The sequence below is a fragment of the Litoreibacter sp. genome, from assembly GCF_058136045.1.
The window spans coordinates 140042-163774 of record NZ_JBYVDD010000005.1; the positions used below are offsets into that span (position 1 = coordinate 140042).

23 protein-coding genes are annotated in these 23733 nt (G+C 53.2%); 15 read left to right on the top strand and 8 right to left on the bottom strand.

Annotated features, from left to right (window positions below; genetic code table 11):
• The first annotated feature begins 38 nt into the window (after positions 1-38).
• The 4 genes from choW to AC3Y7R_RS08160 all read left to right on the top strand — a co-directional run bounded on the left by choW (position 39) and on the right by AC3Y7R_RS08160 (position 4625).
• Positions 39-872 carry a choline ABC transporter permease subunit gene (gene choW / locus AC3Y7R_RS08145; protein WP_490041533.1) on the top strand — a complete coding sequence of 278 codons (834 nt, stop codon included), beginning with the start codon at positions 39-41 and terminating at the stop codon, positions 870-872.
• The gene (locus tag AC3Y7R_RS08150) at positions 869-1285 is read left to right on the top strand and encodes a GFA family protein (protein ID WP_490041534.1); all 417 of its coding nucleotides are present in this window, start codon (positions 869-871) and stop codon (positions 1283-1285) included. Before choW ends, AC3Y7R_RS08150 begins: the two co-directional genes overlap by 4 nt.
• Positions 1282-2301, top strand: coding sequence for a choline ABC transporter ATP-binding protein (gene choV, locus AC3Y7R_RS08155; RefSeq protein ID WP_490041535.1), 1020 nt, complete (start codon positions 1282-1284; stop codon positions 2299-2301). The genes AC3Y7R_RS08150 and choV overlap by 4 nt, the downstream gene beginning before the upstream one ends.
• A gap of 266 nt (positions 2302-2567) precedes the next feature.
• Positions 2568-4625, top strand: coding sequence for a type VI secretion system Vgr family protein (locus AC3Y7R_RS08160; RefSeq protein WP_490041536.1), 2058 nt, complete (start codon positions 2568-2570; stop codon positions 4623-4625).
• Positions 4626-4699: 74 nt separating this feature from the next.
• Here the strand turns inward: AC3Y7R_RS08160 and msrA are convergent, their stop codons facing one another.
• The 3 genes from msrA to AC3Y7R_RS08175 all read right to left on the bottom strand — a co-directional run bounded on the left by msrA (position 4700) and on the right by AC3Y7R_RS08175 (position 7577).
• Positions 4700-5368, bottom strand: coding sequence for a peptide-methionine (S)-S-oxide reductase MsrA (gene msrA / locus AC3Y7R_RS08165; protein ID WP_490041537.1), 669 nt, complete (start codon positions 5366-5368; stop codon positions 4700-4702).
• Between the two features lie 81 nt (positions 5369-5449).
• Positions 5450-6508, bottom strand: coding sequence for a M48 family metallopeptidase (locus AC3Y7R_RS08170; RefSeq protein WP_490041538.1), 1059 nt, complete (start codon positions 6506-6508; stop codon positions 5450-5452).
• Between the two features lie 4 nt (positions 6509-6512).
• Positions 6513-7577, bottom strand: a complete 1065-nt coding sequence (locus AC3Y7R_RS08175) for a YjgN family protein (protein ID WP_490041539.1) — start codon at positions 7575-7577, stop codon at positions 6513-6515.
• 142 nt (positions 7578-7719) lie between these two features.
• Here AC3Y7R_RS08175 and AC3Y7R_RS08180 point away from each other — a divergent pair, with 142 nt between their 5' ends.
• The gene (locus tag AC3Y7R_RS08180) at positions 7720-8628 is read left to right on the top strand and encodes a D-amino acid aminotransferase (protein ID WP_490041540.1); all 909 of its coding nucleotides are present in this window, start codon (positions 7720-7722) and stop codon (positions 8626-8628) included.
• The gene (locus tag AC3Y7R_RS08185) at positions 8625-9323 is read left to right on the top strand and encodes a sulfotransferase-like domain-containing protein (RefSeq protein WP_490041541.1); all 699 of its coding nucleotides are present in this window, start codon (positions 8625-8627) and stop codon (positions 9321-9323) included. The genes AC3Y7R_RS08180 and AC3Y7R_RS08185 overlap by 4 nt, the downstream gene beginning before the upstream one ends.
• A 66-nt stretch (positions 9324-9389) precedes the next feature.
• On the opposite strand, the gene AC3Y7R_RS08190 is transcribed toward AC3Y7R_RS08185, so the two are convergent.
• Complete coding sequence (locus AC3Y7R_RS08190; RefSeq protein WP_490041542.1) at positions 9390-10616, bottom strand: argininosuccinate synthase; 1227 nt, start codon at positions 10614-10616, stop codon at positions 9390-9392.
• Positions 10617-10763: 147 nt separating this feature from the next.
• Here AC3Y7R_RS08190 and AC3Y7R_RS08195 point away from each other — a divergent pair, with 147 nt between their 5' ends.
• Both AC3Y7R_RS08195 and ilvA read left to right on the top strand, forming a co-directional pair.
• Positions 10764-11525, top strand: a complete 762-nt coding sequence (locus AC3Y7R_RS08195) for a hypothetical protein (RefSeq protein WP_490041543.1) — start codon at positions 10764-10766, stop codon at positions 11523-11525.
• A complete protein-coding gene (gene ilvA / locus AC3Y7R_RS08200; RefSeq protein ID WP_490041544.1) occupies positions 11518-12765 on the top strand; it encodes a threonine ammonia-lyase IlvA in 1248 nt (415 codons plus the stop codon). The genes AC3Y7R_RS08195 and ilvA overlap by 8 nt, the downstream gene beginning before the upstream one ends.
• Here ilvA and AC3Y7R_RS08205 read toward each other — a convergent pair.
• On the bottom strand, positions 12762-13076 hold the full coding sequence (locus AC3Y7R_RS08205) for an Hpt domain-containing protein (RefSeq protein ID WP_490041545.1): 315 nt from the start codon (positions 13074-13076) through the stop codon (positions 12762-12764). The two genes, ilvA and AC3Y7R_RS08205, sit on opposite strands and share 4 nt — an antisense overlap.
• 135 nt (positions 13077-13211) lie before the next feature.
• Between AC3Y7R_RS08205 and AC3Y7R_RS08210 the strand changes: the two genes are divergently transcribed.
• Complete coding sequence (locus AC3Y7R_RS08210) at positions 13212-14525, top strand: PP2C family protein-serine/threonine phosphatase (protein ID WP_490041546.1); 1314 nt, start codon at positions 13212-13214, stop codon at positions 14523-14525.
• Between the two features lie 405 nt (positions 14526-14930).
• Here AC3Y7R_RS08210 and AC3Y7R_RS08215 read toward each other — a convergent pair whose 3' ends face one another.
• The gene (locus tag AC3Y7R_RS08215; RefSeq protein WP_490041547.1) at positions 14931-15161 is read right to left on the bottom strand and encodes a hypothetical protein; all 231 of its coding nucleotides are present in this window, start codon (positions 15159-15161) and stop codon (positions 14931-14933) included.
• A 120-nt stretch (positions 15162-15281) separates the two neighbouring features.
• Between AC3Y7R_RS08215 and AC3Y7R_RS08220 the strand changes: the two genes are divergently transcribed.
• Positions 15282-16493: a TsoY family (seleno)protein gene (locus AC3Y7R_RS08220; protein ID WP_490041548.1), complete on the top strand. Its 1212-nt coding sequence runs from the start codon at positions 15282-15284 to the stop codon at positions 16491-16493.
• A gap of 99 nt (positions 16494-16592) precedes the next feature.
• Here the strand turns inward: AC3Y7R_RS08220 and leuC are convergent, their stop codons facing one another.
• Positions 16593-17999: a 3-isopropylmalate dehydratase large subunit gene (gene leuC / locus AC3Y7R_RS08225; RefSeq protein ID WP_490041549.1), complete on the bottom strand. Its 1407-nt coding sequence runs from the start codon at positions 17997-17999 to the stop codon at positions 16593-16595.
• A gap of 297 nt (positions 18000-18296) precedes the next feature.
• Here leuC and AC3Y7R_RS08230 point away from each other — a divergent pair, with 297 nt between their 5' ends.
• Entirely contained in the window at positions 18297-19688 is a 1392-nt protein-coding gene (locus tag AC3Y7R_RS08230; protein WP_490041583.1) for a mechanosensitive ion channel family protein, read from the top strand.
• On the top strand, positions 19675-21060 hold the full coding sequence (locus AC3Y7R_RS08235) for an amidase (protein ID WP_490041550.1): 1386 nt from the start codon (positions 19675-19677) through the stop codon (positions 21058-21060). The genes AC3Y7R_RS08230 and AC3Y7R_RS08235 overlap by 14 nt, the downstream gene beginning before the upstream one ends.
• Before the next feature lie 84 nt (positions 21061-21144).
• Here AC3Y7R_RS08235 and AC3Y7R_RS08240 read toward each other — a convergent pair whose 3' ends face one another.
• A complete protein-coding gene (locus AC3Y7R_RS08240; RefSeq protein ID WP_490041551.1) occupies positions 21145-21582 on the bottom strand; it encodes a c-type cytochrome in 438 nt (145 codons plus the stop codon).
• 194 nt (positions 21583-21776) lie between these two features.
• Between AC3Y7R_RS08240 and AC3Y7R_RS08245 the strand changes: the two genes are divergently transcribed.
• From AC3Y7R_RS08245 to rsfS, 3 genes are all read left to right on the top strand, one after another.
• Entirely contained in the window at positions 21777-22529 is a 753-nt protein-coding gene (locus tag AC3Y7R_RS08245) for an SDR family NAD(P)-dependent oxidoreductase (protein WP_490041552.1), read from the top strand.
• A gap of 12 nt (positions 22530-22541) precedes the next feature.
• A complete protein-coding gene (gene idi, locus AC3Y7R_RS08250; RefSeq protein ID WP_490041553.1) occupies positions 22542-23081 on the top strand; it encodes an isopentenyl-diphosphate Delta-isomerase in 540 nt (179 codons plus the stop codon).
• A gap of 220 nt (positions 23082-23301) precedes the next feature.
• Positions 23302-23727 carry a ribosome silencing factor gene (gene rsfS, locus AC3Y7R_RS08255; protein WP_490041554.1) on the top strand — a complete coding sequence of 142 codons (426 nt, stop codon included), beginning with the start codon at positions 23302-23304 and terminating at the stop codon, positions 23725-23727.
• Positions 23728-23733: the final 6 nt, after the last annotated feature.

Sequence of the window (23733 nt, forward strand, 5' to 3'; positions counted from 1 at the left end):
TTGCGGTCATGATCGCCACACCTATTTGGAAAGATATCATGGACTGGCTTACAGACACCAAAATCCCGATCGGGAAGACCGCAAAATCACTTTTCGAGTGGCTTAAAGACGCGGGCGAGCCATTCTTTGACAGCCTTTCACTTGTGATGGAGGCGTTGATTGACGCCATTCTATGGGTGCTGCAATCTCCGCATCCGTTTATTACTATTGCGGCCTTTGTCGCCCTGACTTGGGTGCTGCAACGGAGTTGGAAAACTTGCTTGTTTGTGACCTTGGGTTTCCTCTTCATTCTCAACCAAGACTATTGGGAAGAAACCACGGAAAGCCTGACACTTGTGTTATCGGCCTGCGTGGTTTGCATGGCCGTAGGCACCCCGATTGGTATCGCCGCCGCTCATAGGCCCCGCCTGTTTGCCGCCATGCGCCCCATTTTGGACTTGATGCAGACCCTGCCAACCTTTGTCTACCTGATCCCTGCCATTGTGTTCTTTGGTATCGGTATGGTCCCGGGTCTGATTGCCACGGTGATTTTCGTGCTTCCTGCGCCGATCCGGCTCACGCATTTGGGCGTGTCCTCCACCCCGAAACCCTTGCTGGAGGCGGCCCAAGCTTTTGGGGCGACCCCCAGCCAAACCCTGTGGAAGGTAGAGCTACCCTATGCTTTGCCCCAGATTATGGCTGGCTTGAACCAAACCATTATGTTGTCGCTGTCCATGGTCGTTATCGCGGCACTGGTCGGGGCGGATGGGCTTGGCGTGCCGGTGGTGCGCGCCTTGAACCAAGTGAACCCCGCCCTTGGGTTTGAGGCTGGTTTTGTGATTGTTGTCGTGGCTATCATGCTCGACCGGATGCTGCGGGTAGGCGATAAATGAGCGTTGTAAAAGGGGCCTGCCACTGCGGCGCTGTGCAGTTCGAAGTGACGCTAACCGACGGGATTGCAACAGCACGGCGATGCGATTGCTCGCTATGCGCGCGCCGTGGCGCGGTAGCTGTAACCGCCTCGGCCGGGGCAATCACCTACACCAAGGGTGCGGACAATCTGTCACTTTACCAATTCAACACGATGCAAGCAGAGCACTACTTCTGTAAAACCTGTGGCATCTATACCCACCATAAACGCCGCTCGAACCCTGATGAGTTGGGCATAAGTCTCGCATGTCTTGAGGGCGAGACGCCATTCTTGCGCGAAGTGATTGTGAATGACGGTCAAAACCACCCCACTGATACTGGCCATTCCGGCGTGATCGGGGTGCTTCGTTTTGAGCCACAGGAGTATACCGAATGAGCGCCGTAGATTTCCAAAACGTCTCGATTGTTTTTGGTGATAAACCACAAAGCGCGCTGGCCCTGATGGACGAGGGCAAAACGCGCGCTGAAATTCAAGAAGCCACTGGCCAAATATTGGGTGTGCATGACTGCTCCCTCACGGTGGAAGAGGGCGAAATTTTGGTCCTCATGGGGCTTTCTGGCTCAGGCAAATCGACCCTGTTGCGCGCGGTAAACGGGTTGAACCCTGTTGTGCGCGGTCAAGTCGAAGTGAACGACAATGGCGTCATGGTGGACATCACCAATACCGACTCTAAGACTCTGCGCCGCATGCGTCTTGGCACCATTGCGATGGTGTTCCAGCAATTCGGGCTGCTGCCGTGGCGCAGTGTGCGCGAAAACGTGGGCCTTGGGCTGGAGTTGGGCGGCATGCCGCTGGCAGAGCGAAACACTAAGGTTGAGGAGCAACTTGATCTTGTGGGGCTGGCTGACTGGGCGGACCGCAAAGTTGGTGATTTGTCAGGCGGTATGCAGCAACGCGTGGGCCTTGCGCGCGCCTTCGTTACTGACGCGCCGATTTTGCTGATGGACGAGCCGTTTTCAGCGCTTGATCCGCTGATCCGCACCCGCTTGCAAGACGAGTTGCTGGAGCTGCAACAAAAACTCAAACGCACGATCATCTTTGTTTCTCACGATCTGGATGAAGCGTTCAAAATTGGCAATCGCATCGCCATTATGGAAGGCGGGCGGATCGTGCAATGTGGTACACCACAAGAGATTTTTACCAGCCCACAGAACGATTACGTGGCCGATTTTGTAGCGCATATGAATCCACTTGGGGTTTTATGTGCCCGCGATATGGTGGAGCCGGTGCAGGGGAAGCCCAAGGTAACCGTTGACGCCGACACCGATGTAAAATCCATCATGGATCTGATGAGCGACACCCCCGTTATAGGCGTTACTCGCGATGGCGAACTTATCGGCCAAGTTACCCGCGATACGGTGCTTGCAAAGCTCGTAAATCCTCGAGGGTAGGCCGACGCAAGTTGCACTCTATATTCGGCATTTCGATGTAGGTGTTGCTTCTATGATAATATTGCTGGTGCGCAGTAAGGGCCCCGAAGTTTCCCCATATTGGACTTCGGATGGGGCCTGAAAGTCGTTCCAAAGAGCTTATCTACTACTTTTTTGCGATCAAAACCCTGTAAATACGCGCCTACTGCGCATCAATTCTTGGCAAATTGCCGCGACAAGAGTACCGTCATGGTACATATTTCATTTTTTAATCGGGTTCTATTTTTATGAACAAGCCATTTTCCCAAGACAACAAGGCCGGTAAACTCCATACGTCGCTTGGCGCAGACCATTTAGTTCTGCTGCGATTCGACGGACATAGCAGTATTAACGACCTGTTTGAATTCACCGTCGAGGCTTTGTCCCACGAGGCAAACATCGACTTCAATGATCTGATCGGTACTCACGCTACTGTTGAGCTTGATTCCATGTCAGGCGAAAAATCCTTCTTTGATGGCGTCGTGACCGAGGCCGAATGGACTGGTGTCCAAGAGAACGGCAACACTTACAATCTGGTGTTGCGGCCTTGGTTCTGGTTGGCCACACGTCGCCGCAACCAGCGCATTTTCCACAACATGACCGTAGTCGACATTGTTGAGGAAGTTTTCGGTGACTATTCAGGTCACGGCGGTACGCCTTACGAGATTAACCTCAGTAAGTCTTATCCTGATCTGGAATACACGGTGCAATATCGCGAGAGCGATTTTACCTTTGTGACCCGCATGCTGGAACGCTTTGGTATCCACTACTTCTTTGTGCATGAAGACGGCTCTCACAAGCTTGTCCTGAATGACGATATGGATAACTTCCCGGTGGTTGATCAAGTGACGGTGCCGTTCTATCCGATCGACGGCCAACACCGCCCGCCGGAAGAGCACTTCTGGCATTGGCAGCCTCGTCGCCTCTTGACCACTGGTGCTGTCACATTGACAGATTACAACTTTAAAACGCCAGTGTCGCAAATGTTGACGGAGCAAGTCGGCGATGCCGCCTATGAACATGGCCAGATCGAGAGCTTTGATTACCCCGGCGTTTATCCAGACGGTGGTCAGGGCACAGAGGTTGTAAAGCTTCGTACGCTGCAAGAACGCTCCAACGACCACTTCCATTCGGCGGTAGGCGATGTGGTGTCATTGAATGCCGGGTGCATCGTTAAGGTTGGTGGCCAACAAGTGCCTGGCATCCTGGACGAGTCATTCTTGTGTGCGCGCGTGGATTACAGTTTCCGCTCGCAGGCCTATGGGTCCGGCGGGCAAAAAGACGATGGCTATGCCTATACGGCCAGCTATGTCATGACCCCCGTAGAAGAACCCTTTGAGCCGGAGCGTGTCACTCCACGCGCCATCGTGCACGGCCCCCAAACCGCAACAGTTGTCGGCGAAGGCGAGATTGATTGCGATGAATATGGCCGCATCTGGGTCCACTTTCACTGGGATCGTGACAAAGCGTATTCGATGCGGTGCCGCGTATCTCAAAATTGGGCAGGCAAAGGCTGGGGCGGCATGATTATTCCGCGTATCGGCATGGAAGTTGTGGTCGAGTTTCTTGAGGGTGACCCTGATCAACCGTTGGTTACTGGCTGCGTTTATAACGGTAAAAACAATGCCCCTTATTCATTGCCATCCAACAAGACCAAATCCGTGTTTAAGACCGACACTCACCAAGGCAGCGGTTTCAACGAGCTGACCTTTGAGGACCAGAAAGATCAAGAAAAGATCTATATGCATGGTCAGAAAGACCAAGAAATCCACATTGAAAATGACCGCGAAAAACGGGTGGATCATGATCAGTTTGAGACCGTTGGAAATGACAAGACAATCTCGGTTGGCCATGATCACACGGAAAGCGTCGGCAATGATGCTCGGCATGTTATTGGCAATAACGTCGACTACAAGGTTGGTGCGAACCAGATCGAGAATTATGGTAAAGACCATGTTGTCAACGTCGGCAACATCCACAAGCAAACCATTTACGCCGATCACTTAGTTGAAGTGGGCCGTAACGTGGAACAGGAAGTTTCGGGGAAATACACCCTGAACGTGGTCGATAGCATTACCAATAATACCGGCAAGCACACCTTGATGGCCTTCGATAAATTCACCATCAAAGGTCCCGGCGGCTCGATTACGATCAGCGCTTCAGGGATTGAGTTGAAGGCTGCTAAAATCGACCTCAAAGGCATGGTGTCTATGGGGGGCTCCGGCTCTGCGCAGGTGCCTACCTTATCTGGCGCTGCCAATAAGGCCCTGCCTTTGGTCGAAGAGTGCCCTAAGAAAGAGGAATAGGCTAAGCGCCTCGCCGCATGTGTGGCGGGGCAAGTTCCGGACGCCCAAAGCGCTCTCTATTGTAGGTAGGGAGTTTACAGGGAATGGCCCGAACGCCCGTGCATGTCTACGCCCCATAGCTGTTTTACTCGTTGGTCGCGGCCGCAGGCTTTGCGGTACTTTTTGTATGCCTTAGCCTTGCTGATGAGGCCAAAGCGCGTCAGCACGGTGCTGCTTTGCTTGTAGTAATTTTGATGCCCCGCATCAGCGGGGTAAAACTCTCCCGCGTTGCGAATAGGGGTTACGATTTTTTGGCCTAATGCGGCCTCAGCTTTGACTTTGGCGGCCTCTGCGGCTTTGCGCTCAGCATCAGTGCTCACGAAGATTGCAGAAGTGTAGCTGGCACCACGGTCACAAAACTGCCCGCCGGCATCTGTTGGGTCAATGGAGCGAAAAAACAGACTATACAGTGTTTTGAGGCTTATCTTTGCAGGGTCATAGTCGATCTGCGCTGCCTCAAGATGGCCGGTTCCACCTTTTACGACCTGCTTGTAAGTCGGGTCTTTAACTTTACCGCCGGTGAAGCCGGATACCACCTCAGAAACCCCCGAGACATTTTCGAAATCACTTTCCACACACCAAAAACACCCTCCCGCTACTGTGATCTTTGCGGCGTCTGCGCGCTCTGTCTGGGCTGCTAACCCGCCTAGAACGGTGAAGGTTAAAATTGCCAGTCGATGGTAGGTCATTGTGGCAGGCTTCATGATGTCTCTCCTTGCGGCTGATGGGTAAGAAATACCGACCATACATGGAGACGCAATTAAAGTCCGCGTGAGGGAGTGTGATTAGAGCTTATCAATGAAGGCGTCGATTGCCTTTGCGCGCTGGTCGCTGGATGGGTGGGTGGACATCCATTGTGCAGGCTCTTTATCCCCGTATTCCTCGTGCAGCTTGTTGAAGAACACCTTCAACCCAGCAGGGTCAAACCCCGCCTCATTAGAAAGCGTCAGCCCGAACTCATCCGCTGAAGTTTCTTGCGCGCGACTAAATGACAAAGACAGCAGCAGGTTTCCTTCCAGAACGATATCTTCCAAGATTGGACCAGTATCACCTGCAAGAAACGCGATTAGAATATAGGTGCTTAGTGAGCGGTAAATCCGCTTCAGGCCATGTTCTTCGACCACATGCCCGATCTCGTGGCCCAAGACCCCTGCCATTACATTCGGGTCTGGGAATTGTTTCACGAATGCGTCAGTCATCACCATGGTGCCGCCCGGCAAGGCAAATGCGTTTGGTCCCATCCCGGGCATGTCGCGGAACAACAGCTCGAAGCTGTGTTTCTCCTGAACCTCATCGGGGAGAGAGCGCACCATCCGCCGATAAATACTTTCAACATCTGCTTTTTGTTCGTCGCTCAATTGTGACGGTTTCGACATTGAGAAGTCGATGGTCTGCATTGAGCCTTTGTCGATTTGCTCGATGATCACAGGCGGTGTAAAGGCGATCGCGACCGCGGCCATAATATCCAACCCATAGCGCCACATCAGCCATGCCGCAGCAAGACATACTGCAACCACCCCAACCAACCGGGGCTTGAAGCTTTCATAGTGGTGCAACAAAGAGCCGCGTGTTGCTCCTGTTAGCTCCTCAATGGCAGCGTGATCATCGGTTTCAAAGACTGTACCGTCTGGAAATGTTATTTTCCGCGGGGCCTGCCCCAGCGGTGGGTCGACCACAATGTCACGCAGATAGGCGCTGCCCAAAACGGCATGCTCCTCGCCATGAATATCGACCCAAAAGTCCTCACCAGCCTCGCGCGTCAAAAGACGTGCGGGTTGGCGGTACGAGGAACGCGCCGCGTAAGCATGGCCTTGCAGGCCTCGAAGGTGCGGCGCGTTACCCATTGGTTTAGATCGGCAATCCGATGTCGATGGATTCCAGGTCGGTGAATGCGTCTCCGATCGGGCCACTGGCATCTTGTTGCTGGCTCATGAAGTCATCCATTGAACCGCCCGGAATGAACCCGGTATGCGATGCCAGATACTTGGCCATGCGCACTTCCGCCCAAGGCAGCATCAAGAATAAAGTGCAGACCACGACAACCATGTTGGACACTGCCAACCACAAAAGTTGTGGCGCAGTTACGTTGGAGGCAAAGCGGTGGCCGCCGTCCAGCGTGGTATTGTTGTACACAACATTGCGTGTCAGCGCTTGGTAGATGAATGCCGCCGGCAAGAACGCGGCGAAAAACATCAGGTAGAACAGTGCCATTATTTTCAGCGCGGCGCTGGGATTCGCATCCGCACTGTCCATCGCATAGGCCATCTCCGAGAAACTAAACCCGGTTACGACTATGCCAATTAAGCCGACTACAATGATCCATGCCAATGCGATCAAAAGTGCCTTGTAGAAGGGCCCGATACTGGTTTCCATGTTAAACTTAGCTTGCCCCAACTTGTGGTTGTTGATCGAAAACTTTTTCAGTGCGCGATCAAGGAAAGGAAAGGTTGTGTAAAGTGTCAGGGCTGTTGCAATCGGGTATATAAAGAAGACCATGAAGGCCTGCCCCACAGTCCCGACAAAGCTAAAGCGCACATTCGAGAAGCTGGACATGCGTGCGTTAAACATCATTGAGCGCACGATCAGCCATGGATAAGCCAACAGTAGTGCAATCAGCAAAACAATGCCCAAAACGGGCAGTAAAGCTGTCATAAACTGAAGTACGATGAACGCTGCAACAACGATCAAGCGCCCGATCAAGATTTGCTTGCCGGTTGCGTGGTAGTCAAAGTTCCGACCTTCAACGTAAGTATGATTGTAGAAATATTTCTTGCTGCGCACCTTGGCCCACGCGGAATAAATCCCCAGTGTGACAATGCTCAGCAACAAGTTTACGATCCAAATCCCGAACCACTCCTTGGCGTTGCCTTTAAATTCAAACGGCTTCGCGTCTGCGGGTAAACTCTCACTCATTGTAAATTCCTTCAACTCAATGAATATCATCTATTCGTAATCATTAACTAAACTACGCCTATTTGTGAATCCCTTTCAGTGCCAGTGAATTTCGCTGGCCTCTGGTGTGAATTATGGGTCTATGGTTGCGCAGGAGGCACTCATGTCAGATCATCAAACTACCCACCAAGCTGAAGAAGACGCGCGCAATGACGCGATCCTCATTTATGTGAATGGTCAGATCAAACCCAAGGCCGAGGCCACGGTTTCCGTCTATGATAGCGGCTTCATGCTGGGCGATGGTGTTTGGGAGGGGTTACGTCTTTATGATGGCACTTGGGCCTTCCTTGATGAGCATCTCGACCGTCTATTCGAGGCTGCTAAAGCTATCGACCTTAATATCGGCTTAGATCGTGCGGGGGTTATTGCAGCCCTTGAAGCAACACGCGTAGCCAATGAGATGCGCACCGATGCGCATGCCCGTTTGATGGTGACGCGGGGCGTTAAGCACCGCCCGTTCCAACATCCGGCGCTTAGCCGATCCGGCCCGACCTTTGTGATCATCATGGAGCATTCCCAGCCTAAGTTGCCACGCCCCATCCGCCTTGCCACGGTGCCGCATTTGCGCGGGTTGCCAATGACCCAAGATCCCAAACTGAACTCGCATTCCAAGTTGAACTGTATTTTGGCCTGTATCGCCGCCGAGAAAGCTGGCGCAGACGAGGCCCTGATGCTGGACTTGCATGGCTTTGTGAATACCACGAACGCGTGCAACTTTTTCATTGTCAAAAAAGGTGCGGTTTGGACCTCGACTGGCGATTATTGCATGAACGGGATTACCCGCCAGAAGGTCATTGATCTGTGCCACGCCAACGGAATTCCATGCCATGAACGGAATTTCTCCCTCGTTGATACTTATTCGGCGGATGAGGCGTTTCTGACGGGAACATTTGGCGCGCAAACCCCGGTGTCGGAAATCGACGGGCGCATTATTGGGGCTGGCAAACTTGGCCCTGTCACGACACACATCCGCGCGCTCTACAAAGAGCTGATTGAAAGCGTTACCACATGAAAATTGCTTGCTGGTCTGGCCCAAGAAACCTGTCCACCGCTATGATGTACAGCTTTGGTAACCGCCCCGATTTTACCGTTATGGACGAGCCGTTTTACGGCAATTTCTTAGCCGAAACCGGGCTTGAGCATCCGATGCACAGTGAAATAATCTCGGCCCATGAAACTGATGCCGACAAAATCGCTGCGGCCTGTGCCGCCGATGGTGCGCCGCATGTTTATCAAAAGCATATGTGTCACCATATTCTCGATACGATCCCGATGGAGTGGGCCAGTGATTGCGCGCATGTCTTTTTAATCCGCCACCCCGCGCGCGTGCTTGCCAGTTACGCGGCTAAGCATGAAGAAGTTTCGCTTGATGATATCGGGGTGGAGCAGCAGATCGATCTCTATCAAGCATTAGGTGGCATTGTTATTGATAGCGCCGATATCCGCGACAACCCTGAAGGGATGCTGCGGGCCTTATGCACCGCACTTGATCTTGATTTTCGCACTGAGATGTTAAGTTGGCCTGCGGGTGGTCATGCTGCTGACGGTATCTGGGCGCGCCACTGGTATCGTGCGGTTCACGCGAGCACTGGTTTCGCGGGTGCCGAGGGTCCGTTGCCTGATTTGGCGGATGATCTGGCCGAGCTGTGTGAAGATGCCATGCCCAGCTATTCGATCCTGCGCAGCCAACGCCTACGAGCGGAGTAGAAAAAGGGGTAAGCCTTCATTCAAAGCTTACCCCAAATCGTATACATAGAAGCCTGTGAGGTCGTTCTACTTTTTCAATCGAATGTCGCGGGCGGCCAAAAGCTTCAACCGCAAGGCATTCAGTTGAATGAAGCCTGCTGCATCGGTCTGATCATATGCGCCTGCATCATCTTCAAAGGTCACGTGGGCCTCGGAATAAAGCGAGTGATCCGACCAACGTGCCACAGTCCGCGCCAGACCTTTATACAGCTTCAAGCGCACGGTCCCGGTGACATGCTCTTGTGACTTGTTGATCATGGCCTGCAACATTTCGCGCTCTGGGGAATACCAAAACCCGTTGTAGATCAGCTCTGCATATTTTGGCATCAGCTCATCTTTCAGATGCGCAGCGCCGCGATCCAACGTGATTGATTCGATCCCGCGATGCGCTTCTAGCAGTAATGTGCCACCCGGCGTCTCGTAGACACCACGTGATTTCATGCCAACGAAGCGACCCTCGACAAGGTCAAGGCGTCCGCACCCGTGCTTGCCACCAAGCTCGTTCAGCTTGGTTAGGATTTCAGCCGGGCTCATTGCCACGCCATTAATTGAGGCGGCATCGCCGCGTTCAAACCCGATTTCCACCATTTCTGGCTCGTCCGGAGCATCTTCTGGGTTCACTGTCCGCTGATACACATAATCTGGCGCTTCATCGGCTGGATCTTCCAGTACTTTACCCTCAGAGGAAGTGTGCAAAAGGTTCGCATCTACCGAGAACGGTGCTTCGCCGCGCTTGTCTTTTGCGATCGGGATTTGGTTCTCTTCGGCAAATTCCAAAAGCTTAGTACGCGATGATAATTCCCACTCGCGCCAAGGTGCGATCACCTTGATGTCAGGGTTCAGTGCGTAGGCGGCCAGCTCGAAACGAACCTGATCATTGCCTTTGCCAGTCGCCCCATGAGCCACCGCATCGGCGCCGACTTCCTTCGCAATCTCTACCAGGCGCTTGGAAATCAAGGGGCGGGCAATCGAGGTGCCCAGTAAATATAGCCCTTCATAAACCGCATTGGCGCGGAACATCGGAAAGACAAAATCGCGCACAAATTCTTCGCGCACATCCTCAATATAGATGTTCTCGGGCGCGATCCCCAGAAGTTCGGCTTTTTTGCGGGCAGGCTCTAGTTCTTCACCTTGGCCAAGATCGGCAGTGAATGTCACCACTTCACAGCCATATTCGGTCTGAAGCCATTTCAGGATGATCGAGGTATCAAGGCCACCAGAATAGGCGAGCACTACTTTTTTAGGGGCGGACATATCAGGTGTCTCCGGCTGAACGTAAGGTCGCCTCGGGCGATAGCGCCAATGTCACAGGGACGCAAGTGCAGGTGTAGCTGCGATTGACCCTAGGCTCTTTTGGTCGCAGGGTCGTATGAAAGAAAAAACAGACGGGCGCTGGGCATTATGAAGCACGCAATCGACATTTTCAGCTACGGGATAACGCAGCTGTTTACCAACTTTGGTGCAGCTCTGCGACTAACTGGGTTAGTCTGGTTAGCCGCTAGTTTGGTTATTTACGGTTTTGGCTATTTCATGGTTGGTCAACCAGTCGGATTAACGGGACTTCGGCCCGATGCGGAGGGGCAGATGCCTGATTTGTCTGCGACGTTCTCCATGGTCGCACTTACTATAAACCTCTTCGCTGTAAGTTGGGTTACTTTGATTTGGAGCCGATTTTGTTTAGGGGCTGACGTTCCATCCGGGATATTCCCTTCGCTTAAGGGGGCCTCGTTCGGTGGTCACTTGCTAACTGTGGTTTTGGTAACGGCATCTGTCGGTGCATTCGGCTTTATTCTGTCCCTCATCGGGTCATTTGCGTTGCCGGTTATGCCTTTGCTTGTAGGCCTTTTTGCCTATCCGATGTTGGTGGGCGTATTATTGATTTGGTTCTTGTTCAGATTAGGGGCCGCTATTCCCGGCGCAGCGGCAGGCCAAGTCATGTCACTTACACAAGCATGGTCCGGTTCGGGTGGTAATGGGCTGTGGTTTGCCTCCGTTTTGGCGTTTATTACTGCGGCTTTGTTATTCTTGCCGTCTATTTTTCTATCGGGTCTTCTCATCCCCGGGGCAATAGGGGGCATGGTTGCGTCTTGGTTTCTATTGCTAATGGGGACTGGCTGGCTTGTTGCTATTCTCCGTCTTTGTCCAACGGTGCAAAATGACTGAATTTACGACCGCAGCCCGTGCTGCGACAGGGGCAATGCGTTGTCTTTTTGAGCCAACTCCACTGCAACTTAGTGATTACCTGTCAAAGAAATATGACGCCAAAATATACCTTAAGCGGGAAGATTTATCACCGGTTAGATCTTATAAAATCCGAGGGGCGTTCAATGCGATGTCGAAGCGTCGTGCCTCTCATCCAGAGCAAACCAATTTCGTGTGTGCAAGCGCGGGCAATCACGCTCAGGGCTTTGCGTACGCCTGTGGCTACTTTGGTGTAACGGGCGAAGTGTTCATGCCAATTACCACCCCTCAACAGAAAATCGAAAAGACCAAAGTATTCGGTTCCGATCATGTAAAAATTAGGTTGATAGGTGATTACTTCGATCAGACATTGCGCGCTGCGCAAGATCACTGTGCGGATATAGGTGCACATTTTTTGTCACCCTTTGATGACCTTGATGTCATTGTTGGGCAGGCCTCGGTTGCCGTGGAAATTGAGATGGAATTGGCGGTTTTGCCAGACATGATTGTTTTGCCGGTTGGCGGGGGCGGGCTTTCATCAGGAATGACACGCTACTTTACCGAAAGCGGGTCCGATATTTCATTTAGGTATATTGAACCGGAAGGGGGCGCTTCCTTAACTGCGGCATTGGAGAAGGGGGAGCCAACAAAGCTACCCTATGTGGATACGTTTGTTGATGGTGCTGCGGTCGCCCAAATAGGGGTTCACACCTTTGATGTGTTGAAAAATGTGAACCCGGATCATGTTCTTCTTGCGCCGGAAAATCGTATATGTGGAACAATGTTGCGGCTGCTAAATGTCGAAGGCATTGTGTTGGAACCTGCTGGCGCCCTTGTTATTGACGCGCTGGATCAATTGGCAGATCAGGTCAAGGGAAAGTCGATTGTTTGTGTGACCTCCGGTGGAAATTTTGACTTTGAACGCTTGCCAGAAGTGAAGGAGCGGGCACAAAGATATGCTGGTCTTAAGAAGTATTTGATACTCCGAATGCCGCAGCGACCAGGGGCGTTGAAAGACTTTCTGGCTCTATTAGGCCCAGATGATGATATCGCGCGGTTTGAGTATTTGAAGAAGTCTGCCCGCAATTTTGGCTCGGTTTTGATTGGGATTGAAACAAAAGAACCAAAGGCCTTTGCCCGTCTCTTTAAGGCTATGGATGAGGGTGGTTTTGAGCACCGTGATATCACGAATGATGATGTTTTGGCGGAGTTTCTGATCTAGGCTACCGATTGCTTAGGTATTCCTTTGAAGAAAACAATCTTCGATTGTTGGTACACAGCCACCAAGTCTTCGACAGGGGCCGTGTTCATGTCGTTCTCCATGTGCTCACATAATGCACGTAATTCTTCGAATCCTAAGTTAGCTGCGCTGCCTTTGATGAAATGTAGATCGTCGGCTATGGAATCACTTTCCTTGTTGATAAGTGTACCTAGTTTTTCTTCTACTTCCTCCAGAAATAAACTTGTTATTTCCTCAAAATCCTCGACGCCAAGGTCTTCTTGCAGTTCTGTAACACGCGACCAGTTTATCATCTTCTAGTCCTTAGAAGTTGTCTCATAGGCCTATTCTTTGGGGTGTGAGTTAAGGAAGTGTAACCTGTCCAATTGTAATTTCTACAAGTTGATCTTTCATCTCTCCTTAATGTGTCGCGATGTCTTACTGAGCCCATGTTACGCCCTATTCCATTGTTGCCAGAAAGCCTGCAAGAAAAGCAGTCTCACCACCCTGACTGGGAGGATGCTTCCGATACGAATCCTGCACATCCTTTGCAAATCTTGGTGGTTGACGACAGTCGGATGCAGCGCAAGCTTCTCACGGCCAGTCTGCGCAAGTGGGGGTATGATGTTCTGGAAGCCGCGTCTGGGGCCGAAGGATTGGAGATGTGTGCGCGGCATGATGTGTCGCTTATATTAAGTGACTGGATGATGCCGGGCATGTCAGGCCCTGAGTTTTGCCATGCTTTCCGATCCTTGGGCCGAGAGGACTACGGGTATTTCATTTTGCTTACCAGCAAAGGGTCTAGCACTGAAATTACCGAAGGGTTGAATTCTGGAGCGGATGACTTTTTAACGAAGCCGGTAAACTCTGGTGAATTGCGTGCTCGCCTTCGGGCTGGGGAGCGTGTGCTGCAAATGCAAGCTGCCTTGGTCGACAGAAATGAAGTTGTTAATGCAGCACTTCAAAGGATCGAAACCCTTTACGACGCGTTGAACCATGATTTATCCGAAGCTCGGCATTTGCAGCAATCGCTTGTACGGGAAACTGATATTCAGCTGCCGGAAGGTCGGGTTGCGCTTAACTTGACACCCAGCGGGCATGTCGGTGGAGATCTTGTCGGGAAGTTTCGCGTAAATGAACATCAGATTGGTATATTTTCCCTTGATGTGTCTGGGCATGGTGTCACCTCGGCGTTGATGACCGCTCGGCTGGCGGGTTATTTGAGTGGTCTAACTCCTGCGCAAAACATGGCTCTTCGTCGTTTGAATGATGACAGTTATGTCGCACGAGACCCGGCTGAAACTGTTAGCAACTTGAATGAATTGTTGCTCCGAGAGCTGGAAACGGAACATTATTTTACGATTGCGCTTAGTATTGTAGATCTCACCACTGGCGTCATGCGGACGGTACAGGCGGGTCATCCACATCCAGTTTTACAGCGCCCCGGTGAGGCACCAAGAATGCTTGGCGAGGGGGGGATGCCAGTTGGCTTGATACCGGAGGCCCCATTCGAGAGCTTTGAAACGCGACTTTACCCGGGAGACAGAGTTGTCCTCTACTCGGATGGAATAACTGAAGCTGAAGATCCGCAAGAACAAATGCTGGAAGAAGAAGGGTTCTGCGCAATACTTGCAAAGGCCCGCAGTCTAAATGGTCCGGATACATTGAGTAGTATTCTGACTGAGCTTGAAACCCATACAAAGACTTCAGAATTTGATGATGATGTTTCGGCCTTAGTTTTCGATTACTTAGGGCCAGTATGAGTTGGGACGGCGCGCCTTAAAGCTCGCACGAGTATCTGTTTTCGGTAAATGTGCCGGGGCGAGAGGTGCAATATCCAATTCCGCCATAGATCACGAAACTAACTTGACCGATCCGCTTGTTGGTTAAGCCTTGCAGATCTGGTGTTTTATTGCGGACAGCGATGTCAGCCTCGCGTCACGAAATACTTAGAAAACCTGCACCCGTTAATAGCCCGATACGCGGGTCTTTGGGGTTATTTGATAGAGCGTGTAATCGTCGCGACAAGAATATATGAATATCCTCTAGATTTGTAGACACCTTCTTCCCTAAAAGTGCGCCATTATGGAGTAAATTCACCACATACGATGATGCTAGTGGTCAGTGGCGATTATATAAGTGCAAAGGTTACGCAAAGCAGTACAGCATCACGTCAGGCACAATCTTTGCCAGGTTCTAACCCGCGATATTCTTGCCGCAATCGCCATCTTTATAAATGATGCCAAGGGCTCGCCGCCAATATACTGACCTTGTTCTGCAAGCGCTGCGGATGGCCGTTTGACGCCGATAGTGGCCAAATCCTCGTTCAGTTCCTCGCGGATTTCATCTTGAGTTTTGTCGCACTCGTGCAGCTCAGTGGTCGCCCACAGTCTAGGCATCATCGGTATATCGCTGTGCGCGCATTGATGTGGCTAGCTTTTAAGCTGATTGATCTGAATCAAACCGAGCTTGCAGCTCCTATCATATTCAAGAAATGAAATATGATAGGAGCTGAGTCGATGTCGACACAACAAACAGGTTCACGGCCAACCTATGGGCCGCTTTACTTTCTCGCGTCACTGGGGGCCGGGGGCCTTACCGTGACGTTCTTTTTGTACCTGTTATTTTGGGTGCCGCATGCAGGCCGCCCTGTGCCTGTGTTTGAAGACATGCTTGCGGTCTTGGCGTCAGGGTCGCTCGTCGCTAAGGCGATGGTTGTGGTCGCGTGGGCTGGCATTGCGATCTTTGCGGCACTGATGATCCAGATGATCATCTGGAACCTTCGCGAGATGGGGGAATTCAAAAAAAGCGCAGCATTTCAAGCGCTTCACACGGGAAATGCCGAGTCACAGATGATGGCGGTTCCATTGGCTTTGGCGATGTTGGTCAATGGTGGCTTTATTCTTGGGCTGGTTTTTGTGCCGGGCCTTTGGGGGGTCGTCGAGTACTTATTCCCGCTGGCGCTGCTGACATTCGCGGCCATTGGTCTTTATGCGTTGCGCCTTTACGGCAAATTTTTAGGACGCATCCTGACGTCGGGTGGGTTTGAGAACTCTAAGAATAACTCCTTCGCGCAAGTGCTGCCGGGCTTTGCATTTGCCATGGTTGGCGTTGGTATGGCGGCACCAGCGGCGATGAGTATGAACCCGACGACTGTTGGGATTAGTCTGGTGATCTCGTCTTTCTTCATCATTGTTGCGGCGCTGATTTCGGGTGTTGCGATGATCTTGGGGGTGCATTCGATGATGGATCACGGGGCGAATGAGGACTCTGCACCGACCTTGTTGATCGGTATTCCACTGCTTACGGTGATCGGAATTGCCCTTATGCGTCAAGCACATGGCCTGCATGTACACTTTGGTGCTCATGGCTCGGTGGCGGATAATTTCAATTTGCTTACCCCAATTGTGATGGTGCAATTTGCCTTTGCGCTGTTTGGGATCGTGGTACTGCGCGCTCAGGGCTACTTTGGCAAATATGTTACTGGTGAGCACCTATCGCCCGGTAGCTACGCGCTGATCTGCCCTGGTGTGGCGATGTCAGTGATGTTGCAGTTCTTTGTGAATAAAGGTCTGGTTGGCATGGGGTTAGTTGCAAAATTTTCAACAGCTTACTGGTTGCTGAGCACCCCTGCGCTGGTGCTGCAATTCGCCACGATTGCGTTGCTGGTAATCTTGAATGCCAAGCATTTCAAACGCGGTGCCAAGCCGGTTGCGATGCAGGCGACCTAAGCTGACCCGAAACTATGAAAAAGCCCGGCGCAAGTGATTGCGCCGGGCTAATTTTGTACATGAGGTACGCTATTTACCTCACAGCGTACAAAGTGCCAGTTACATCACGTCGCGCACGTCGGTTAGGTGGCCGGAGATTGCGGCAGCAGCAGCCATTTGCGGGGACAGCAAATGTGTGCGCCCACCACGACCTTGGCGGCCTTCAAAGTTACGGTTCGATGTTGCGGCGCAGCGCTCGCCCGGTGCCAATTGGTCGGGGTTCATCGCGAGGCACATGGAGCAGCCAGCAAGACGCCACTCAAATCCGGCGTCTTGGAAAATCTGGGCCAAGCCCTCTTCCTCGGCTTGCGCGCGGACTAGGCCAGAGCCGGGAACGACCATAGCGCGCATCCCGTCTTTGACTTTCTTGCCCTTCAGGATTTCCGCTGCGGCGCGCAAATCTTCAATCCGGCCATTGGTACAAGAGCCGATGAACACGGTGTCGATTTTGATATCGGACAAGGCCATGCCCGGTGTCAGGCCCATGTAGTCAAGCGAGCGCTGAACCGCGTCTACCTTGCCGCCTTCAAAATCTGACGGTGACGGCACAAGGCTGGTGATTGGCAAGACGTCTTCGGGGGATGTGCCCCAAGTGACGGAGGGCGCGATGTCTTCACCTTTGATGGTGATGACCTCATCAAAATGCGCGCCTTCGTCGGTGAACAGAGTTTTCCACCATGTCAAAGCGGCTTCCCACTGGGCGCCTTTTGGGGCGTGCGGGCGACCCATGCAGTATTCAAAGGTTTTCTCGTCGGGGGCGATCAGGCCAGCGCGCGCGCCGCCCTCAATTGCCATGTTGCAGACGGTCATGCGGCCTTCCATGGACAGATCACGAATGGCCTCGCCGCAATATTCGATCACGAAACCCGTGCCGCCAGCGGTGCCGGTTTTGCCGATAACGGTCATGGTGATATCTTTGGCGGTGACGCCGGGGCGTAGCTTGCCGGTGATTTCCACCTTCATGTTTTTGGACTTCTGCTGGATCAGCGTTTGTGTTGCCAGAACGTGCTCCACCTCGGAGGTGCCGATGCCATGGGCGAGCGAGCCAAAAGCGCCGTGGGTGGCGGTGTGGCTGTCGCCGCACACAACGGTCATGCCGGGCAGGGTCCAACCCTGTTCCGGGCCAACAATATGCACGATACCTTGGCGCACGTCAGACACAGGATAGTAGTGAATGCCGAATTCCTTGGCGTTCTTGTCGAGGGCCTCGACTTGAATGCGGCTGTCCTCGGTCATGCTGGACGCATCGGCGCGATCGAGCGTGGTTGGCACGTTGTGATCAGGCACCGCGATGGTTTTATCGGGCGAGTGAACCGGACGGTTTGCCATACGCAGGCCTTCAAAAGCCTGCGGACTGGTTACCTCGTGAACAAGGTGGCGGTCAATGTAGAGCAAGCAAGTGCCGTCTTCGGCTTCATGGGCGACATGAGCATCCCAGATTTTATCGTAGAGTGTTTTGGGGGACATGATGGTCCTCTCCCGTAATTAGGTGTGATGGGTGTGTTGACGGGCGCGCAGGCCCTATTGATGAGCAAAAGCCGCAAAGCGCGCGCCGAAGAAGCGTTCGCGAAGGCGGGCACGGTCATCAATGTCGAACACAAGTGTCATGTGGGCTGGATACACGCGCAGGGCTGTTCCCGCAAGAGCGTGTGCTTGCGGGAGGGGCTTGTGTCATGCAAGTCTGGGTCAAAATGTGCACCAAGGAGCAGCATGGCAAATCATAGTGGCACAGGCGCGGATGAACTTGGCGCAATAGACGGCGCGATGGATTCGTCCCTAGGGGATGGAGCCGGCACAGGTGAGGGGCCAGAATTGGTGCCTGATCTAGTGCCAGATATTGGGACAGAGCCCGTTGCAGAGTTGATTGATGTTGGCCAATCTTTGATTGGGCAGGCAGACGCGTTGATGACGTCTTTGTTGCGCCCGTGGAACGCCTACCAGATTGCCATTGCGATTGGTCTTTGGGTGGTCGCGCATATTTTGCGGGCCGGTCTTGGCCCCTATATCCGTGCATGGATGGCGACCCGTGACGGCTGGCCCAAGTGGCGGATGCGTATTCTTGTGGTGGTGCATCAGCGGTTGCGTCCGATCTTTTTTGTGCTGCTATTGTGGATCACTGTGGCGGTTATGCGCGAGCTTACCTGGCCGAGCAGATCTTACTTTTTGGGGGTCATTGCCACATTGGCAATCGCGTGGCTGGTGGTGGTGTTTGCAACGCGGCTGATCCGCTCGAAGCTGCTACGCCGCGTTGTACGATACGGCGCGTGGACCTATGGCGCGTTGCATATTTTGGGGCTGACGTCTGAGGCAGCACGGGTGTTGGACAGCGCCGCGTTGGAGGCCGGAGAATTCCGCTTGTCCTTGTTGTTAGTTGTGCAGGCGATCGTGATCGTGGGCGGGTTGGTGGCCTTGGCTCGGGTCATGACCGCGGCGACGTCAAAGCGCATCCAAACCAATGATGACATCTCGCCGTCGATGCGGGTTTTGATCGTTAAAGTGATACAGATCAGCTTTTACGGGTTAGCGTTTTACGTCGGCATACAGGCCATCGGCTTGGATTTGACGGGGTTGGCAGTCTTGTCGGGTGCCATCGGTGTGGGCCTTGGTTTTGGTTTGCAAAAGGTGGTGTCGAACCTTGTGTCGGGGGTTATTATTCTGCTCGACAAGTCGATCAAGCCCGGCGATGTGATTTCACTGGGCGAGACCTTTGGGTGGATCAACACGCTTGGGGCGCGCTATGCCTCGGTGGTGACGCGCGACGGCAAGGAGTACCTGATCCCGAACGAGGATTTGATCACGAACCAAGTGGTGAACTGGTCGCATTCGAATGATTTTGTGCGGCTCGATATTTTCTTTGGGACCGCTTATGGCGACGATCCGCATGTCGTGCGTGAGCTGGCAATTGAGGCGGCGAAATCTGTGGACCGCGTGCTGAGTTTTAAGGCGCCCGTTTGCCATATTGTGGGGTTCGGGGACAGCTCTGTGGATTACATTTTGCGGTTCTGGATCAGGGATCCGACGCAAGGTCTGACCAACATTCGCGGTAATGTGTATTTGGCGCTATGGGATGCGTTTAAAGAGAACGACATTTCGATCCCGTTCCCGCAACGGGAAGTGAAGGTTCTGGGGAAGGAGAAGGCAATTGCCCTCGACTGATTTACTGGACCAAAGCGCCACGGCGCAGATTGCAGCTTTGGCGTCAGGCGAGGTGTCACCGCGTGAATTGATGGGCCTAACGCTGGACCGGATCGAGGCGCGGAACGGGCGGGTAAATGCTATCGTTGCCCTGAGAGATCGCGATGCTTTACTGGCAGAGGCGGATGTTAAGGCAGCCGGACCTTTGGCGGGTTTGCCGATTGCAATCAAAGATTTAGCGGAAACGGCGGGGATTACGACTGCCTTTGGGTCGCCAATATTCGAGCACTTTAAGCCGGAGGTTGACGCGCCGATGGTGGCGGCATTGAAGCGCGCGGGGGCGATTGTTATTGGCAAGACCAACACGCCAGAATTTGGCTTGGGGTCGCACAGCTACAACCCGGTCTATGGCGTCACGCGTAACCCGTATGATTTGGATAAATCCGCGGGCGGATCGTCCGGTGGCGCGGGGGTGGCACTGGCCACGCGCATGGTGGCCTTGGCGGATGGGTCCGACATGATGGGGTCGCTGAGAAACCCGGCGGGGTGGAACAATGTTTTCGGCTTCCGTCCGTCCTATGGTGTCGTTGCCAATAGCGGGCCGGGGGAGGTGTTTTTCAACCAACTTTCCACCAATGGCCCGATGGCGCGGCATATGGATGATTTGGAGTTATTGCTGGGAGTGCAGGCGGGATTTGATCCGGCGCATCCACACTCCTGCGGGCCATTTGAGCGCGTACAAAACCTTGGCCAACTGCGGATTGGCTGGCTGGGCGATTGGGGCGGCGCGTACGCGATGGAGGACGGAGTGCTGGAGTTATGCCAGAGCGGTTTGGCGGTGCTGGATGGGCTGGGCCACGAGATCGTAGAACTTGATGCGCCGTTCTCGGCGGCGGCGCTTTGGCAGTCATGGACCACTTTGCGAAGCTGGGCCGTGGCCGAGAAAATGCGCCCGCTATATGATGACCCAGCAAAGCGCGCGATGCTAAAACCCGAGGCTATTTGGGAGATCGAGCGTGGCTTGGGCATGTTAGCGCATGAGGTTTTCAAAGCCAGCGAGATACGATCAGACTGGTTTCGCAAAACCGCATCGCTGAACGTTGATGTGATGGCGCTGCCCTCGGCGCAAATGTTTGCGTTCCCTGCGGATTGGGATTGGCCGAAAGACATCGCTGGCGCCTCGATGGACACGTATCACCGCTGGATGGAAGTGGTGGTTCCCGCTTCGCTGACCGGATTGCCATCCTTGTCGGTGCCCGTAGGGTTTGGCCTTGGCGGCACGCCGATGGGGATGCAACTGATCGGGCACCGGGGCGCAGATGCTAAGGTGTTGGCCTTGGGGCGTGCGTACGAGCAGGCAACGGACTGGATCCGGCATCACCCGCAGATGTAGACGGCCTGCTAGAGTTGGCAGCTGACATAAAAACGACGGCCCACATGCTGGAGCCGCCGTTAAATATCTTAATGTAGCAGAGAGTTATTCCGCGGGGCCGACCGAGACCAAATAGGCCCACAGGTTGGCTGCGTCTTCTTCTTTTTTCAGTTTGAACGACATCTTGGATTTGGCTTTGCTATCGCCAGTTTTTTCTTTGAGGTATCCCTTAGGGTTTGCCACCCATGCAATGAATTCGGCCTCGTTCCAGACGTTTTCCGGGTTATCGGCCAAGCTGCCCATAGATTTGGAATATTTGAAACCTTCTTGAGCCCCGATCACACGGTTGTTGATACCAAACAGGTTTGGCCCTGTTTTGCCGCCCTTTTGAATAACGTTATCCCCGTCCACGATCATGTGGCAGGACTTGCATTTTTTAAAGACCTTCACACCGGCTTCGGCGTCCCCGGATGCGTGGCCATCAGCAAACGCAGGGGCTGCAAAAAGGGCGGTGGTTACAGCGGCAATCATTGTAAATTTCATGTATGTGGCTCCATTTCGAAAATCTATTCTTTTAGTTTAGTACCTTATGCAGAGTTAGAATACCTCCAATTAGTTGTTACTTTTGCGTGAGCGGGTCAATTTGACGCCGCAGGGGTGTCAAATTGACATGCCTCGCCAAAGGGAACGCTTTGCGCTACGTCTTGGGAAACCCTTGATTTAACGGAGAATCCAACGTGTCGAAACGAGTTGCTATTGTCACCGGAGCCGCCCGCGGCATCGGTCTTGCCACCACCAAAGTATTCCTTGAGGAAGGTGTGTCTGTTGTCATGGTTGATTGGGACGGTGAGACATTGATGCAAGCTGCCGAAGGGCTTGGGGATGTGTTGGCGTTGGATCTGGATATTTCGAAGCCAGAGGATGTTGACGTGATGGTCGCCGAGGCGCTGAAGAAATATGGGCGCATTGACCATTTGGTGAATAATGCGGGTGTGGCTGATTTTGGCCCGATGGCCGAGACTGATTTTGAACGCTGGCGCGCGGTCATGACTGTGAACCTTGACGGGGTGTTTTTGTGCACGCAAGCGGCGGCCCCCGCCCTGAAGAAAACTCAGGGGAGCATCGTGAATATTGCCTCGATTTCCGGCTTGCGAGCTTCAACCCTGCGGGTTGCTTATGGCACTTCGAAGGCGGGGGTTATTCAACTGACGCAGCAGCAAGCGGTCGAGCTGGGCGAATTTGGCGTTCGGGCCAATTGCGTGGCCCCCGGCCCGGTGCGCACCAAATTGGCGATGGCGGTGCACAGCCAAGAGATTATTGATGCATATCATGATGCTATCCCGCTGAACCGGTATGGGTCGGAGGTGGAGATTGCCAATGTCATCGCGTTTTTATGCTCGCCCAAGGCAAGTTTTGTGACCGGGCAGACGATCGCAGCAGATGGGGGATTCGAATGCACAGGCGTGGGTTTGCCCGCCTTGCGTAGCTAGGGAATTGTGCGGATGAGCACCAACCACGACATGATTCCGGCATGGGTTGAGGGCAGTCTTGCGCCTGTTGAGAAGATGCAGGTGCACCGCGAGGGGCTGCGCCATAAGGCGGTGTCGGTGTTTGTGATGCACCGCGACAAGGTGCTGATTCAGCAGCGTGCGATGAGTAAATATCACAGCCCCGGTTTGTGGGCGAACACCTGCTGCACCCACCCGCTTTGGGACGAGGCCCCGGCGGATTGCGTTCAGCGGCGTTTGCTTGAGGAACTGGGGATTGAGGGGTTGCAGCCAATTTTTCGTGATCAGTTGGAATATCGCGCTGATGTAGGGGAGGGACTGATCGAGCATGAGCTGGTGGATGTGTTCCTTGCGGATGCCGCGACTGATTTGGCGTTGGCGTTGAACCCTGACGAGGTTATGGCGACGAAGTGGGTGCCTGTTTTTGAGTTGGCGCAAGATGTGGAGCGTCATCCGGAGCGCTATACTGCGTGGTTGTTGATTTACCTGCGGGAACATTCGGACTGGATTTTTGGCAGTTTGGTCCATAGCTGAGGGTGTTGGTAAATATGCGCCAATTGGTCCCAGTTTTTGTATGGCCGCAGCGGAACATTGATCAGTGGCTTGTACATATGGTCATAGCCCTGTAAGCGCGCGGTTTGAGATTTTTACGTTACGCTGCTATCATATGTTTATGATTGTCTGCACGTGGCGCCCTGCACAGGAGGTTTGAGCTCTGTCTCAACATGCAAATGAAGCTGACGAGTCCGTTGAAATGACGGCCAAACCAGCCCCCGGGAATGATCCCGCAATTGATTCTGGCACCAGCGAGCAATTGCTGGCGCGGATCGTGGAATTTCTCGACAGTGAAAAAGCTGAAGAACTGGTGCAGATTGATCTGCGCGGGCGCTCTCAGATTGGCGATTACATGGTGATCTGCTCCGGCCGCTCGACCCGTCAGGTTACGGCACTGGCAGAGAAGTTGTCGGATACGATCAAGTTGGACTTTGGCAGGTTTTCCAAGCTGGAAGGCAAGGCCTCTGGCGATTGGGTTTTGCTGGATGCAGGCGACGTGATTGTCCACATTTTCCGCCCTGAAGTCCGCGAATTCTACCAGTTGGAAAAGATGTGGCTGCCCGGTGCGCATGACGATGTCATAGTCAGTGCCGACATTCGCACCAGTGCCGACACTGATACCTAAGGCGGC